Here is a 15,524-nt window from a genome sequence, read left to right on the forward strand (position 1 = left end):
GCTTATTCAAAATCTTTATAGATCAGGTATTTCTTTCGTATCGCTTTAAACTTCGCTAATGCAGGCTCCCAACTCTTGCGTATTTCCTCTTCTGTCTTGCCATCTTTTATTTGTTGCATCAACGTGCCGTTGCCGGCAAGTTTATTAAAGAAATAATCTGTTGGTTTTCCACTGGCGGGTGCAATAAAAAATTCATCTTTATTGGGGAAAAGGTTATAGGCTTCCAGCAGCCATTTCAATTGCACTCTGCTGCCCGCAGTGATAAATACTTTATCAGCAGGCCCGCTTAGATCCCAACCATAACAAAGTTGATCTTTCAGTTTTGGATCTTTTGCGCCATCTCTGCTGCGGGGCGTAAAAGGTTTTAAAGTTTTTGGCAAAGAAGGATGCCCAAATATCTGGAATGGAATATTGGTGCCACGCCCTTCACTCAATACAGTGCCTTCAAAAAAACATGTGGAAGGATATAACCAGATCGATTGACTGTTGGGTAAGTTAGGTGAAGGCTTTACAGGCAACTCATACTTTGTTGTATGCGTGTAATTGTTACATGGGATGATCGTTAATTCAAATTTTCCATGACGACCAGCTAACTCATACAAGCGTGGTTCCAGCCATTCTTCATCATAGATCATTTGAGCATACTCGCCAATCGTCATGCCATACACAATTGGTACGGGTTGCATTCCAACAAATGATTTGTATGCGGGTTCAAGAACAGGTCCATCAACATAATGTCCATTTGGATTTGGACGATCAAGCACGATCAAATGTTTACCCCATTCTAGCGCTGCTTCCATGTAATACTCAAGTGAAGAGATGTAAGTATAAAATCGCACGCCCACATCCTGTATATCAAACAACATTACATCAACGCCGGCAAGATCTTCTTTTGAAGGTTTACGTTTTGTTCCGTAAAGTGAAATAACCTGGATGCCTGTTTTCTCATCTTTGTAATTTCCAATTTTCTCGCCTGCATCTGCAGTGCCACGAAAACCATGTTCAGGTCCGAAGATCACTTTAATGTTAACGCCCAGTTTTCGTAGTGAATCTACAAGATGACTTTTGCCAATGGTTGAGGTTTGGTTGGCAAATACAGCAACCGTTTTTCCCTCAAGCAGATCAATATAGTTGTCAAGATTTTCAGAACCGGTTTGAAACAACCTGTTCTTAATGGAGCCACGGTTATAACCGGAGCGGGCGTGTTTTTGCTGTGCTTCGGTATAAAAAGTTCCGAACAGAACCAGTAAAAGGAGTAATTGTTTCATTCCAAATGGTTTGTAGCTCAAAGTTGCACAATTAGTAGCGTAAAAAAAATTTATTGGCAGGGCTGGCATTTGCCAGTAATTTTGCCTGAAATAAATAATTTATGCAGCAGGCAAAAAAAGGTGATACCGTACGTGTGCATTACACCGGTAAATTGACAACAGGTGAGCAGTTCGATTCAAGCGCAGGCCGTGAGCCACTTGAGTTTGAGGTGGGTGCCGGAATGATGATCAAAGGGTTTGACGACGCCGTGGTTGGTATGGCCATTGGAGATAAAAAAACTATTAACATCCCTCCTCATGAGGCATATGGAGAACGTAACGATCAGATGGTGATTGATTTCCCCCGTTCAAATTTTCCTGATGATATGACGCCGGAAATCGGCATGCAGTTGATGATGAACAACAGTGCCGGGCAGCAGTTCCCAGTTACCATAACAGAAGTGCAGGAAGAAATTGTTGTATTAGATGCAAACCACATGTTAGCTGGTAAAGAACTGGTGTTTGATATTGAAATGGTTGAGATTGATGCAAAGGGATTGATCATAGTTCCTTAGTCATTAGTCGATAGCAAAAGTCCACAGCTGATTTTATTCAACTGTGGACTTTTTGTATTTAGAACAAAAAATTAACCACTATCTACTATCGGCTTCTGGTTTTTACTTCCTTCTCATCCACCATCCCAACCAAACACCCACCAAAGCCCAACTCACCAGGGCGTCCATCAAATAGGCGTTAATATCATGTATAGGATACCATATATGCCCGGTATATGGACCATTGGCAAAGCAAATGATCCCAACAAATATGCTGGCAAATAAATAAGTGCCAAAACCCTGCGCTGTCATCTTTGAGAATATCCATGCAAGCAAACAAACAATAATGATATTAGTCAATGCTCCTCTTGCCATGTTCATGCCCATATTCATGTTCCAGGCTTTGTAATAACTAAGCTGGGCCCATGGTTTTCCATCAACTTCTTTCATGAATTTCTCCATCTCTTCCGATGAATTTTCATTTTGAAGCCGGGGCATAAAATAAGTGCCTTCTTCCAAACCGGAATTGTTTAAGAATTGAAGAATTGTGTCTTGCTTGGACGTGTATTGCTGTCCTTTGTCATGAAGATTAGCAACTGCAAATGAAATAGTTTGCCATGCAAAAAGTACAATGCCGCCAACAAGGCCGCCGATGAGGATCTTCTTCATGTTTTTGATTTTGGTGAAGAAGTAAAGTAGAGATTCTGTTTAGCATTCACAAATTCTGAATGCACATTTATTCAACGCTGCTGTTGTATTTGCGCTGAAACAAAAAGAAGAGGACAATTGCCATCAAGCTGGTGGCGAATGTGGTAAGCCACGAAGCTTCAAGTCCAAATGCTCCTCCGGTCAAGAGAACGGAACCTTTCAGATTTTGTTCTAATAAGGATGGTAACGAAAGCCCGCTTACTTCAAAGCCGAGAACAGGGCCCTGCACAAAATTCCAGGTAAAGTGAAAGAAGATAGCAAACCAAAGGTTACGTGTGTAAATATAATTTACACCTAGCAACACACCCGCAATAAAAATATTGATGAATGCAATGAGCGACATGTGAGAATTTAATGAATGAAACCCGGCAAATAATAATGCTGAGATAGATAATGCGGGCAACACGGAAGTTGATTGCATTAAATTGTTAAGTATATAACCACGAAAAACAACTTCCTCCGAAAAACTTACCGACACAAGTATTATTATAGTGAGAGCAAATTCAGCTACATTAATATCTGCCACAAACCATTCCAGCAATTTCATGAGCCATAATACTGTAGCCATTACTGTAAGCAACAGTATGCCGGTTACAACACCGGCAGTACGTTCTTTCCCAAATCCATTCCATATAAGCCCAAGACTTTTGAATGATTGTTTATCGAATACTTTACGGAATAACCAAACAGTAAAAAATGAGATCAAAAAGTTTAGCAATATAAAGCCATAAAATGTTACTGTAGTTGTATAGGTCATTTCTAAAAGCCCATACACAAAACCAAGCCCTCCGTTTCCAAGAATAAGAAGGAACATATAAACCAATATAAAAAGCAGTGCCCTCAGCCAGCCTTTTTTGATAATGGGAGATGATTGCATAGAGTTGATTTTGGTATGAGTGCCGAAACACTGTTATTTTACAAGTTCAAAAATAAGCGTATGGCAACAGAAAACAACTACGGAACGGCAGAAAGGTTAATGCGGTATGTGCAGGTAGATACACAAAGCGATCCCGAAAGCAATAGCTCACCCACAACTGAAAAGCAAAAAGACCTGTCGAAGATATTGGTGGAGGAATTACTGGCGATGGGAATTTCGGATGCACATATGGACGCTTACGGCTATGTGTACGCTACAATTCCGTCAACTACTGAGAGGGATGTTCCTGTTATTTGTTTCTGCAGCCATGTTGATACTGCTCCCGATTGCAGCGGCACGAACGTAAAACCCATTCTTCATAAAAATTATTGTGGAGCTGATATTGTGTTGCCCGATGATGGAACACAAATCATCAGCCCTTCGAAGTATAAATATCTTAAACAACATATCGGGAAAGATATTATCACTGCAAGTGGAGCAACTTTACTTGGTGCAGATGATAAAGCAGGTGTTGCTATTATCATGAGTATGGCGAATTATCTAATACAGCATCCTGAAGTAAAACACGGCACGATTAAATTGCTGTTCACACCAGATGAAGAAGTAGGAAAGGGAACAGATAAACTCGATCTGCAAAAACTGGGAGCAACAGTTGCATATACTTTAGATGGAGGCGAGTTAGGTACATTGGAAGATGAAACATTTAGTGCAGATGGCGTAAAGATCATTGTGCATGGAGTAATTGCACATCCCGGTTATGCGAAAGGGATTTTGGTAAATGCATTGAAAATTGCAAGTGAAATATTAACTGCTCTTCCCAAAACGGAATGGAGCCCTGAAACAACAGAAAAACGACAAGGCTTTGTGCATCCTGTAAGTGTAAATGGCATTGCAGAAAAAGCAAGCATTGATTTTATTGTCCGTGACTTTACTGTTGAAGGTTTATTGCAACACGAAACAAGATTAAAAACAATTGCAGAAGAAGTGTTGAAACAATATCCAAACTGCACAATGGAGTTTATTGTAAAAGAACAATACCGGAATATGAAACAAGTGCTCGATCAGCATCCTGCAATTGTTGCAAATGCAATAGAAGCTTATGAGCGTTGTGGCTTAACAGTAGTAAAAGAACCCATCCGTGGTGGCACCGATGGTAGTCGTTTAAGTTATATGGGTTTGCCTTGTCCTAATTTATTTACAGGTATGCAGGCTATTCACAGCAAGCATGAGTGGATTGGAGTGGAGGACATGGAGCAAAGTGCCAATATGCTTGTTGAATTGGTGAAAGTGTGGGAAGAAAAAAGCTGAGTTACATTTTCACAAAATTACTTTCCGGTTTTTCTTCGGGCCAAATGCGGATGCCCCAGTAAATGGGGAAAGCAATGCTGTGCACAAAAATGAACAATAATACCCAGATGATCCGTTCTTCATTCTTAACACGCTTGTTGTTAATAGCGTGAATGATGAAATAGATCATAAGGCCAAGCTGAACAAAAACGAGTATGATAATGGAAGCTATAAATCCCATCATGTTACCAAAGAAAAATTCAGGTGGAATGTCACCGTGTTCTTGCTCCATTCGTATAATGTCCGGGAAGAAAGTTGTAAAAAAATAAACGAGGAATATTGCTGCAGCAATTAATGGCAAAAAAGCAAGAATACCGATGAATATTTTTTTAGAGCGGGTCATGATGGTTTGTTTTCTTAAAATTAAACATTCAGTTGCATAGTTTCTACCTGTTTATAAATGGAATGTACTACTTTGTATGAAATTTTTACAACTATGGAATTTCTAGTCAGTTATTGGTGGGTTTTACTCATCGCCTTTATCATTTTCAGTGGACTTGTTACCGTTAACCAGGGAACAATTGCCGTTATTACGATGTTTGGAAAATACCAGCGGATTCTTCGCCCCGGTTTGGGATTTAAGATACCCATTCTGGAGCAGATCTATAAACGAGTAAGTATTCAAAACAGAAGTGTGGAATTAGAGTTCCAGGCTGTAACCATAGACCAGGCAAACGTGTATTTTAAAAGCATGTTGCTTTATTCTGTACAAAATTCAGAAGAAGAAACTATTAAGAAAGTAGCATTTAAATTCATCAGCGATAAAGATCTGATGCAGGCGTTGATCAGAACAGTTGAAGGTTCCATTCGTGCATTCGTTGCAACGAAGCGCCAGGCAGAGATTTTAACGGCCCGAAGGGAAATTGTTGAGTACGTCAAAGAGCAAATAGATCATTCTCTGGAAGAGTGGGGTTATCATCTGCAGGATCTTCAGATCAACGATATTACGTTCGACCAACAGATCATGGAAAGTATGAGCCGTGTGGTAGCAAGTAACAACTTAAAAGCTGCTGCAGAAAACGAAGGACAGGCTTTGCTCATCACCAAAACAAAAGGTGCAGAAGCAGAAGGTAATGCTATTAAGATCGCTGCAGAGGCAGAACGTGAAGCCGCCCGTTTACGTGGACAAGGTGTGGCGCTCTTCCGCCAGGAGGTTGCAAAAGGTATGACTGAGGCAGCCGAACAAATGAAGCAGGCAAATCTTGACACCAATGTGATCCTCTTCAGTATGTGGACCGAAGCGGTAAAGAATTTTGCAGAGTATGGAAAGGGCAATATTATTTTCTTGGATGGTAGTGCAAGTGGCATGGAAAATACCATGAAGCAAATCCAGGCATTAATGGTGAAACAGGCCGGAGTATAAATTCTTCAAACTTATATTAGAAAGGGTTAGCATTGCTAACCCTTTTTCATTATTCAAAAGTATGATTACTGTAAGTATTCAATTTTGTAATCACCCACATGTTTCTCACTATCGGCAATCAGTCTCTTTTGCCGGAAGTAGTTAATGATTCCTGTTACAAATAGTATGGCCGAAATAATGAAAAAGGGGATCTCAAAAAAGCGGTTGTTTTCTATATGGAGCAGGCTTTTGATACTCAACCCTGCCACGAGAAAATATAGTGATGTTCGTATAAACGACAGGAGAGTTGTTTGATTTGCCATTTTAGTGCGTTGAATGGCCAGGCGCTCTCTTAAAATCAGATCTTTATTAAGGCTGTTATCAACAGTTGTTTCCATATCGTAAATATATCAAATTGTTCACCAAGCGATGATCGGTATCCGGATGTGATTAGTTTGTGCTATTGATATTGGATATAAACCGGCTGCGGCTTTAATAGTAGAATTTCTTTGGGCTGCATTATTTTGTTTCCATTGGAAACATCTTTTTTGTAGAATACTTTGAAGCCTGTAAATTGAACGGGCTGTTTAAAAATGAAATGATAGTAAGTGCTTTTTTTCAGTGCAGCATTTCCAAATCCATCCATGTTGATGATAATCTGCACCTCGGGGTACGTTTTAATTTCCCGATAATTAGTAAGCATTGGTGAGGTAAAGCGATGTACAACCAGCATTTTTGGCGGTAGCTTATATTTCAGTACGATGGATTGTAGCCATGCTGTTGCAAAATTGATATCGGTTGCATCAAAACTTCCAATGGCAGAGCCGGGAATTCTTCCTGTTTTCATGGAGTATTCAGCATCAATTCCAAGATGTACATTTGTCCGTTGTAAATACTTTTCTAACCTTGGAAGTTCCTGTTGCAAGGTGCTGAACCCGGGTTGCACATCGAGAAAAACGAGCCCCTGAATTGAATCGCCTAATGCAATAGCTTTCATAATCTCCTTTTCGGGCATTCGTAACCGATAGTAACCATCGCCTGCACTTCCCTGCGCTGTTACGGCAATGTAATGTATAGCCGGGATTACTTCTGTTAATGAATCGGCTTCTTCCCATAAATCTGTTTGTGCTTTTATTTTTTCCAGCAAAACGGGAGTTGAGTATTCGCCCAGTATTCCCATATTACGGCTATAGAAATTTCCATAGAATGCAACAACCCGTTTGTAAGGAACAATGGCACCTGCAGCCGGTAAAGCAGAGTTTACAGGCCATCTTCCGGTTTTATCGTTGTTTGCTAACTGCGTTACTTTTTTCTTGTAAAGCACTGTATCAAAACCTGTCTGCTTTGGTATGCTATCGGGAAAAGATATGTTGACGATTGACACGGGTACGTGGTCATTTGCTTTACAGGCATTGAATTGAAACAGTATTAAACCGTAAAGAAAAAAATTATAACAAAGGTTTTTTTGTGATATCGTGAAACCTTTTTTCACCGGCTATATTTTAGCAGGAAAGTAAGACACAGAACTACTTTTAAAAAGGACCTGTATTGTTTTCTTCGCTGATTCACATCATTAGTTCAAAGGTTATCGATAATTTATGACGAACGAATGAACAGCAGATCAAAAACGAGTTGCAGCTTTTGAATCAGTTCTTGCACTGATGGGCATCAAAGGTTCGCAAGACAGTTCTTTTTAATTTGCTTTTATGAAAACCATCCTTCATTTTCTTAGTGTTCTCTGCTTTGTTCTTCCATCCGGTTTTTTATCTGCTCAAATGGATCAACGTTTAAAAGTGCTTCGGGAAATACCTGTTTTAAGTTATCACAATATTTACCTGCATCCGCCCAAAGTCAATACGCTTTATATCAGTGTCGGTCAGTTTGCCTTGCAAATGGAAGAACTGTACAAAAGGGGGTACAACGCTGTGTTGCCGGATCAAATTGAAGCGTTTTATAAAAACGGAAAGGCGTTGCCTGATCATCCATTTCTGATTTCGTTTGACGATGCACATATTGAGCATTACACGTTGGCTCTACCGGTACTGGAACAATATAAGTTTAAAGCCGTTTTTTTTGTGATGACGGTTTGTATTGATAAAAAGGGATTTCTTTCCGGAAGTCAGATCGCTGATCTATCAAAACGTGGACATATAGTAGGAGCGCACACATGGGATCACCCCAATATGACGAAACTCTCAATGGCCAAATGGGATACAGAGGTAGTTAAACCTAAAGGAAAGCTGGAGTCAATTATAAATAAACCAGTTACTTGTTTTGCTTTTCCTTATGGTGCATGGAATGAACAGTTATTGCAGAGGCTGCACGAAAGTGGATTTACCACAGCATTTCAATTGCAAGGTAAACTCAGTAATAAATATCCGTTATTAACAATAAGGCGTATGATGGTGAGTGGAAATACGTCGCCGGAGGTATTGGTTAAACAAATGAAAGGGCTCTTTAAATAGCAGTTTGTTTGGGGTATCAAAATAAATTTCATCTTTATAGAGAAACAACAGAGCCGGCAAAAGCCGGCTCTGATAAAAAATTGCAATTACATTTTTGGCGGCGGATTAATCTTTGCGGTTGGCACTACATTCTTAACCGGCGTTGTTGATTTAAGAAAAGCAAATACTTTACTTATTTCTTCATCTGTTAAATTCTTATAGGCTTCCCATGGCATTGGAGGTAAGATCGGCCGTGTATTGTCCATGCCTTTGTATTTTCCTTCACGCAACACTTTTTTAAATTGATCTTCGGTCCACATACCTATACCTGTAGAATCGCTGCTAATGTTGGCTGTGTAGGATTGGCCCCACGGACCGATCATGGAAGTGAAGTCAGGGGCAAACAGCACCCAGCCTGCTTTCACTGTAGCTTCATCAAAAGGAGGAAGCTGAGAACCTGCCTGGTGACCCCCGAACCGAAGTTCAGGAATTATCTCAGGACCTTTTGGCCCCATACGTTTTGGTGAATGGCAGATCTCGCAATCGAGGCTTGCAACTAAACGTTCACCTTCTTTAATTTTATCTTCCGCACTTGGAGTGGAAGCTGTTGTTTCTTTTGTTTCTGTTGCCTGGTTGTTACAGGCGTTAATGAACAGAATGCATGCTAAAGCCGAGCCGGCAATCTTGAATGTGTAACGCATGATTGGTAGTTTTGGGTTTATGGTGATGGCTGCTTAAAGCAGACGTTAAAACAAATTGTCGAAAAAAGGTGATCTCATTCAGGTAAGAATATAGTGCGGAAAAGTATAGGGTATAGGTGATTTCGAAACCTAAAGTAATATCTTCTTTCAGCAAATCATAACTTTTTTGAAAATGAATTCTGCGCAACAGGAATTTTGATAAGCAAATTGCCCTGCAGGCGTGGGCTTCCTTACCCAGCTTAAATTAAAAAACCTGTTGCGCTGCAAATGGCTTAAATTCATTTGTGTTATTGATCTTTTTTGCACGATATGGCCTTGCTTGCTTTTTAATTACATCAATCAGCTGTAATTATTTTCAAGAAGATCAACAGGATATGAATTCTGCCGATACTGTTGTTAATTCGATTCCTGATACGGTTTTAGATGAGTCTCAGAAGGTTTGGGTCGATTCGTTTCCCATCGACAATCATTTAAATAATGTTGTTGACAGTGGAAAGGAAGTATCACGTGATCAATTGCTGGCATATGCAAAAACGTTGATTGGCACCCCTTACAAATATGCATCAATTGATCCTGCTGAAGGATTAGATTGCTCAGGTTTTATTACGCACGTGTTCAATCATTTTTCTATCAACGTTCCCAGGTCATCAGTTGATTTTACGAATTATGGAGTACCTGTTAATCTCGCCGACGCTGAGACGGGGGATTTAATTCTTTTTTCCGAAACAGATACCTTATCCAAAGTTGTTGGGCACATGGGGATAGTTACAGAAATTATTGATGGTGAATTGCAATTTATTCATTCAACTTCAGGTAAAGCGTATGCAGTTACGATCAGTAAATTGAATGAGCATTACAGAAAGCGGTTCGTTAAAGTCATCCGCATTTCCTATGCTCGTAATGGTAAACTTTAAAATCAGAGATTTTTTGAAATACTGAAAAAGAACGTGCTGCCTTTTCCTTCTTCCGACTCTAGCCAGATATCTCCACCATGTCGTTCAGCTATTTTTTTGCAGAGTGCTAATCCAATCCCGGTTCCTTTGTGTGTTGAATTTGAATGCAGGCGCTGAAAGATCACAAAGATCCTTTCAAAAAATTGCGGATCTATCCCCAGCCCATTATCCTTAATTGCGAATATCCAGTGTGTAGCATTTTTAGTGGCTGTTATATTTATTTGTGGGGGTGCTTCGCTTCTGTACTTGATAGCATTGCCGATCAGGTTTTGAAATAATTGCGACATCTGCAACCTGTTTGCTTTTATTACCGGCAATTCAGAATAAAAAATTCCGGCACCTGGTTCGTTCAACTCTTCCGGAAAGGTTTTAGTGATCTCGTTAACCACATCGGCCACATTCACTTCATGGTAGTCAACGGCGGTGATACTTGTTTTAGAATAATCGAGCAAATCGTTGATCAATGTCTTCATTCTTTTTGCTCCATCAACTGCGAAGTGGACATAAGTTTGTGCTTTTTCATCCAACTGGCCATCATATTTTTTTTGTAATAAACCCATGTAAGATGATACCATTCTCAGCGGCTCCTGCAGATCGTGTGAGGCAGCATAGGTAAACTGTTCAAGTTGTTTGTTAGTATCATTCAGTTCTTTATTCTTAAGAATTAACTCTTTTTCGATCAAGATCAGATTGTTGATCGTTTTTACCGCATATATAGCAATAGCGCTTAATAAAAGAAGGATCAAAAATATATTGACCAACAGGAGATATCCTTTTACATCTCTGGCCGTTTCACCCAATGCGTTTGAAAAGGCACTTTCTTTTTCTGAAAGTTGCGAAGAAAGAAAGTTGATCTCCGTTGTAAATTTTACTTTTTGTTCTGCAGATAAAGTACCAGTTTCAATTTGTGAATGAATTTGCTTGCCAATAGTATCAAATTTGTTGATAAGCGGCTCAGCTGACGCCCAGATGTTGATCGCTTTTTTCATAAACGGTGCTTTATGAAAATTTTTAAAGAGCCAGATCATATCAGGGATATCCTCTGCATGGTTTTTCCCCATAATAAAACCTTTCCTGGCAAGTTCAACAGGCTTTTGAGAGAGCAAGGCGTTTCTTGCTATATTATCGCCTTTTGGTACTTCAATCGATTTATTGACCGCATACCAATATGCAATGTTTTTTGATTCAACATAAGTAACGAGGTATAGGGACGCATCTTTCTGTCCCTTTGAGTATTCAGATTCACCATTGATGTATGCTCTTGCTGCCGAAAGTACTTTTATGGTATAGTAATTCGTAACGATCAGCAGGAGTGAAACGAAAAAGATGAAGAGTAACAGTAGTGATTTTTGCTTTTTCATGGATGCTTTTGGCAAACCCTAAGATAAGTGTAATAGTTGCCATGCACAATAGAGAGGGCTGTTTTTAAGAGAACACTTATTACTTATATGACTGTAGTGGAAATCACTTAAAGCATCAGGAAATTTGCGACGTTGAAGAAACTACTACAGGTTCTGCAGAGGCAATAATTTCTTTAATGATTAATACAAGTTGTTGCTGCAGGTCGTCTGTGTTTTTGTAGATCACCCGGTGATCACTTGCACCTGAAAGCGTAGTAGAATGTTCTGCTTCTTTATGCCGGAGATAAACTACAGGTTTGTTCTTCGCTTTTGCATAACCCGCTTCAATACCGATGCCGATACCTTTGTGCGATGTTTCTGCTATCAATAAATCACACTGCTCTAATTCAGCAAGTGCCGAACGCATCATTTCTTCTTCGTGCGTTTCTTCAAATTTGTAATGATCAACAAAAACAAATGATTCTACCTGGTGTTCTTCAAGAACACTCATAATAGCAGTAATGGCGGTGTTAAGACTCCTGCGACGTTGGTAGCTGATGGAGATATAGGCTTTCATACATGTGCAAAATACGGATTGTGGATGATGATTTTGATTTCTGGCCAAGCTGGTGATTGAAAAAAGTTAGTCACATGGCTGGGGAAAACCAGAAAATGATAGTTGTTTAGCCTGAAACGCCCTGAAATTAACGTCTCACCTGTTAGGTCAGGTCACATTTTTAACGAAAATAGTAAGCATTGCAACCTTTTTTGATTAGCAAAAGATGCTGAAATCAATTTCAATGATCTGTAATAACATTGGCAATTTGGTTTAATATATGTGGTGTTAAAGGAAAATAATGTTTTCTGAATTTTCACTTCGCTGAACTTTCTGCAAATAATATTGTTTGAGAGCGGGTGTTTCAGATGTATAGTAAGTAAGCATAAGCTTTTCTTTTTGTTTAACTTACGTATTCTTTTTTTGTCTGTGGCCACATTAATTGATAAACAGCTATAATGAAATTACGATTGTTCTTATGTTTATTTCTATTAATCACCTGCATTGTCAATGCACAGGTAAACACAGCTCAACAATTTTCTATAAGTGGAATAGTGAAAGATGAAAAAGGGAAAGCTATTGCGCTTGCAACGGTGAGTGTTTATAAAACAGCTGATTCAGTTCTTCTTACTGCAACTGCAACAGATGAAAAAGGAAGATTTAGTGTAAGTGTTAATCCTGGCTCTTATTATTTAGCAGTAACATTTCTTTCCTACCAGGAAAAGAAACCAAGCAATGTTGTGGTTGATAAAAATGTAAATCTTGGAACAATTGTATTGCAGGAAACTGTAAAACAAATGTCGGAGATCGTAGTTACGTCCGATAAAAAGATGATGGAACTGAAACTGGATAAACGCATCTATAATGTAAGCCAGGATGTAAGTAATATCGGGGCAAATGCATCTGAGATATTGGCGAATATCCCTTCAGTAACGGTGGACCCAGACGGCAACGTAAGTTTAAGAGGCAGCGAAGGTGTGCGTATTCTGATCGATGGGAAACCATCTGCATTAACAGGATTGCGTAGTACCGATGCACTGCGTAACCTGCAGGGAGCAATGATCGAACGGATAGAAGTGATCACCAACCCGTCTTCACGTTATGATGCGGCGGGTGAAACAGGCATCATCAATATCATACTCAAGAAAAATAAAACTAGAGGCTTCAATGGAAATTTCACAGGAACCATTGGCTATCCTTCAAATTTCAGTGGAGCATACAGCATCAACTACCGCACGCAGAAGATGAATCTATTCTCAAGCTTTGGAAGTAATTATCGACAAAATCCGGGCAATGGTTCTTCCACACAACAGTTCAGCAGTGTAGATACAAGTTTTATTTATAATCAAACGCAGAACCGAACAAGACGTGATTTCTCTGTTAACTTTATGGCGGGTATTGATTATTACATTTCGTCAAACACAACTTTCACGGGTTCTTTTTTAATAGATGGTGGCAGAGAAAATAATCTCAATAAATTATTATACGAAGATTTTAACAGCGTAGGGTCGTTAACGGGCAACAGTGAACGAACAGATGCCGAAACAGCTACCGAACGTGATACAGAGTTGTCATTTAATCTAACAAAGAAATTTCGAGGAGATAAGGAGCGAGAATGGACCACTGATTTTAAATGGACAAACAGTGGTGAAAAAGAAAGCTCAGACTATCTTCAAATATTTTCTGATGGTACAAAACCATTGTCGCAGAGATCGGGTAATCCTGCATACGAAGACAATCTCCTATTGCAAACAGATTACAGTCATGCATTTGGTAAAGACGGAAAGTTTGAGACAGGCTTGAAAGGAACTATCCGGAGAATTACGAATGAATTTTTAGTTGAAGAACAGACTGCCAATGGCAATTGGATTACACTGCCAGCTTTTGATAATAATATGGAATTTATTGAGCAAGTGTATGCAGTGTATGGGCTACTTGGTAATAAAGTAAAAAACTTGTCCTATCAATTTGGTTTGCGTGGAGAATTAACAGCCATGCGTACAGGGTTAGTAAAAACAAATGAGATCAATGAACGGCGGTATGTAAATCTTTTTCCTTCAGCAAGTTTATCTTATGCACTTGATGAAAAAAATACCTTGCAATTGAGTTATAGTTACCGGATCAACCGACCTGATTTTCGTAACCTTACGCCGTTTGCTGATTTTTCTGATCCACGTGTTTACTTCGTTGGTAACCCTAACCTCAATCCAGAATTCACACATTCAATGGAAGCTGGTCATTTGCTTGAATGGGAAAAAGGTTCTTTGCTTTCGGGTGTTTACTACCGTTACAAAACAGGCGTGGTAGAGCGCATACGTACTATTGATACGGTTACTGGTATCAGCAATATCATACCAATTAATCTGTCAACACAAAAGGAGTTAGGTGCTGAAATAACGTTTGCTGTTACAGCAGCATCGTGGTGGAAGATCAACAGCACAATAAATTTCTTTCGTGCAGTTGCAAATGGAAGATATGAGGATAAGGAATTGAATAGTGAAACTATATCGTGGACCAACCGCACAACGTCACGCATGACATTTTTTAAAGACCTCGATTTCCAGGCATCCGTAAATTATCAATCGCCACGCATAACAACGCAGGGTAAAACGTTGGCCATCTATTCAATTGATCTGGGATTAGTAAAAGACATTTTTAAAGGTAAGGGTACACTTACATTCAATGTGCGTGATTTGATGAACAGCCGACGAAGAAGAACAGTTGTAGATATTCCCGGCTACTATTCCAACTCTGATTTTTTATGGCGGCCACGGCAAATGACATTGACGCTTAACTTCCGCATCAACCAACAAAAGATACAACGGGATAACGATGACAATGATAATGGAAATATTGAAGGATAAATAATTTATACGTCCTTCTCTGCAAACGACAGTTCAATTTTAGAGATATTAGCTTCAACTTTACGGTACTGTACACCTGCCGTATCAAGCATGCGCCTTGATGCCAATGAAGTATCGCTGCCATTATATTTATCAGACAGATATATTACTTCTGTAATACCTGATTGAATAATTGCTTTCGCACATTCATTACAAGGAAACAATGCAGTATAAATTCTGCAGCCGTGCAGATCCATGCCAATGTTATTAAGGATGGCATTCAGTTCTGCATGGCACACATATGGATATTTTGTTTGCAGAAAATCGCCTTGCTTATCCCATGGAAATTCATTGTCATCGCAACCAGCAGGCAAACCATTATAACCCGCTCCAACGATCTTGTTTTTTGTATTCACAATACAAGCACCCACCTGTGTTGCGGGATCTTTACTTCGTTTTGCAGAAAGTAAGGCCACGCCCATAAAATATTCATCCCAGGAAATGTAGTTAGTTCGTTTGCTCATTTTTTAAATAGAATGCTTTAGTGAGATTTAAGGCGGCGAAGGTAATGTGAAACGTGGTTTTAACGCAGACGAAAACTTCTTTGCCTTA

Annotated in this window: 16 protein-coding genes; 6 read left to right on the forward strand and 10 right to left on the reverse strand. The window is 39.4% G+C overall.

Annotation, left to right across the window (positions count from 1 at the left end; translation table 11 throughout):
- Positions 1-2: 2 nt before the first annotated feature.
- A complete protein-coding gene (locus tag WG954_RS14105; protein ID WP_340437288.1) occupies positions 3-1,268 on the reverse strand; it encodes an exo-beta-N-acetylmuramidase NamZ family protein in 1,266 nt (421 codons plus the stop codon).
- A 101-nt stretch (positions 1,269-1,369) separates the two neighbouring features.
- Between WG954_RS14105 and WG954_RS14110 the strand changes: the two genes are divergently transcribed.
- Positions 1,370-1,822 (forward strand): FKBP-type peptidyl-prolyl cis-trans isomerase, encoded by a 453-nt coding sequence (locus WG954_RS14110; protein WP_340437290.1) that lies wholly within the window; start codon positions 1,370-1,372, stop codon positions 1,820-1,822.
- 102 nt (positions 1,823-1,924) lie between these two features.
- Here WG954_RS14110 and WG954_RS14115 read toward each other — a convergent pair whose 3' ends face one another.
- Together WG954_RS14115 and WG954_RS14120 are read right to left on the reverse strand one after the other, a co-directional pair.
- A complete protein-coding gene (locus WG954_RS14115; RefSeq protein ID WP_340437291.1) occupies positions 1,925-2,470 on the reverse strand; it encodes a hypothetical protein in 546 nt (181 codons plus the stop codon).
- Positions 2,471-2,537: 67 nt separating this feature from the next.
- Complete coding sequence (locus tag WG954_RS14120) at positions 2,538-3,386, reverse strand: CPBP family intramembrane glutamic endopeptidase (protein WP_340437292.1); 849 nt, start codon at positions 3,384-3,386, stop codon at positions 2,538-2,540.
- A 60-nt stretch (positions 3,387-3,446) separates the two neighbouring features.
- Between WG954_RS14120 and pepT the strand changes: the two genes are divergently transcribed.
- Positions 3,447-4,694, forward strand: coding sequence for a peptidase T (pepT, locus tag WG954_RS14125; RefSeq protein WP_340437293.1), 1,248 nt, complete (start codon positions 3,447-3,449; stop codon positions 4,692-4,694).
- A gap of 1 nt (position 4,695) precedes the next feature.
- Here the strand turns inward: pepT and WG954_RS14130 are convergent, their stop codons facing one another.
- A complete protein-coding gene (locus tag WG954_RS14130) occupies positions 4,696-5,076 on the reverse strand; it encodes a hypothetical protein (RefSeq protein ID WP_340437295.1) in 381 nt (126 codons plus the stop codon).
- Positions 5,077-5,169: 93 nt separating this feature from the next.
- Here WG954_RS14130 and WG954_RS14135 point away from each other — a divergent pair, with 93 nt between their 5' ends.
- On the forward strand, positions 5,170-6,096 hold the full coding sequence (locus WG954_RS14135) for an SPFH domain-containing protein (protein WP_340437296.1): 927 nt from the start codon (positions 5,170-5,172) through the stop codon (positions 6,094-6,096).
- A gap of 65 nt (positions 6,097-6,161) precedes the next feature.
- On the opposite strand, the gene WG954_RS14140 is transcribed toward WG954_RS14135, so the two are convergent.
- Together WG954_RS14140 and WG954_RS14145 are read right to left on the reverse strand one after the other, a co-directional pair.
- On the reverse strand, positions 6,162-6,473 hold the full coding sequence (locus WG954_RS14140; protein WP_340437297.1) for a DUF202 domain-containing protein: 312 nt from the start codon (positions 6,471-6,473) through the stop codon (positions 6,162-6,164).
- Between the two features lie 62 nt (positions 6,474-6,535).
- Entirely contained in the window at positions 6,536-7,459 is a 924-nt protein-coding gene (locus tag WG954_RS14145; protein WP_340437298.1) for a hypothetical protein, read from the reverse strand.
- Positions 7,460-7,781: 322 nt separating this feature from the next.
- Between WG954_RS14145 and WG954_RS14150 the strand changes: the two genes are divergently transcribed.
- Positions 7,782-8,540, forward strand: a complete 759-nt coding sequence (locus WG954_RS14150; protein WP_340437299.1) for a polysaccharide deacetylase family protein — start codon at positions 7,782-7,784, stop codon at positions 8,538-8,540.
- A gap of 86 nt (positions 8,541-8,626) precedes the next feature.
- Here the strand turns inward: WG954_RS14150 and WG954_RS14155 are convergent, their stop codons facing one another.
- Positions 8,627-9,220, reverse strand: coding sequence for a c-type cytochrome (locus WG954_RS14155; RefSeq protein WP_340437300.1), 594 nt, complete (start codon positions 9,218-9,220; stop codon positions 8,627-8,629).
- A 374-nt stretch (positions 9,221-9,594) separates the two neighbouring features.
- Here WG954_RS14155 and WG954_RS14160 point away from each other — a divergent pair, with 374 nt between their 5' ends.
- Positions 9,595-10,134, forward strand: a complete 540-nt coding sequence (locus WG954_RS14160; RefSeq protein ID WP_340437301.1) for a C40 family peptidase — start codon at positions 9,595-9,597, stop codon at positions 10,132-10,134.
- Between the two features lie 2 nt (positions 10,135-10,136).
- On the opposite strand, the gene WG954_RS14165 is transcribed toward WG954_RS14160, so the two are convergent.
- Positions 10,137-11,534: a sensor histidine kinase gene (locus WG954_RS14165; protein WP_340437302.1), complete on the reverse strand. Its 1,398-nt coding sequence runs from the start codon at positions 11,532-11,534 to the stop codon at positions 10,137-10,139.
- Between the two features lie 115 nt (positions 11,535-11,649).
- A complete protein-coding gene (locus WG954_RS14170) occupies positions 11,650-12,090 on the reverse strand; it encodes a nucleoside 2-deoxyribosyltransferase (protein ID WP_340437303.1) in 441 nt (146 codons plus the stop codon).
- A gap of 437 nt (positions 12,091-12,527) precedes the next feature.
- Here WG954_RS14170 and WG954_RS14175 point away from each other — a divergent pair, with 437 nt between their 5' ends.
- Positions 12,528-14,933, forward strand: a complete 2,406-nt coding sequence (locus tag WG954_RS14175) for a TonB-dependent receptor domain-containing protein (protein ID WP_340437304.1) — start codon at positions 12,528-12,530, stop codon at positions 14,931-14,933.
- Positions 14,934-14,938: 5 nt separating this feature from the next.
- On the opposite strand, the gene WG954_RS14180 is transcribed toward WG954_RS14175, so the two are convergent.
- Complete coding sequence (locus tag WG954_RS14180; protein WP_340437305.1) at positions 14,939-15,436, reverse strand: deoxycytidylate deaminase; 498 nt, start codon at positions 15,434-15,436, stop codon at positions 14,939-14,941.
- Positions 15,437-15,524: the final 88 nt, after the last annotated feature.

Source organism: Lacibacter sp. H375 (assembly GCF_037892425.1).
In the GTDB taxonomy this organism is placed as follows: Bacteria; Bacteroidota; Bacteroidia; order Chitinophagales; family Chitinophagaceae; genus Lacibacter.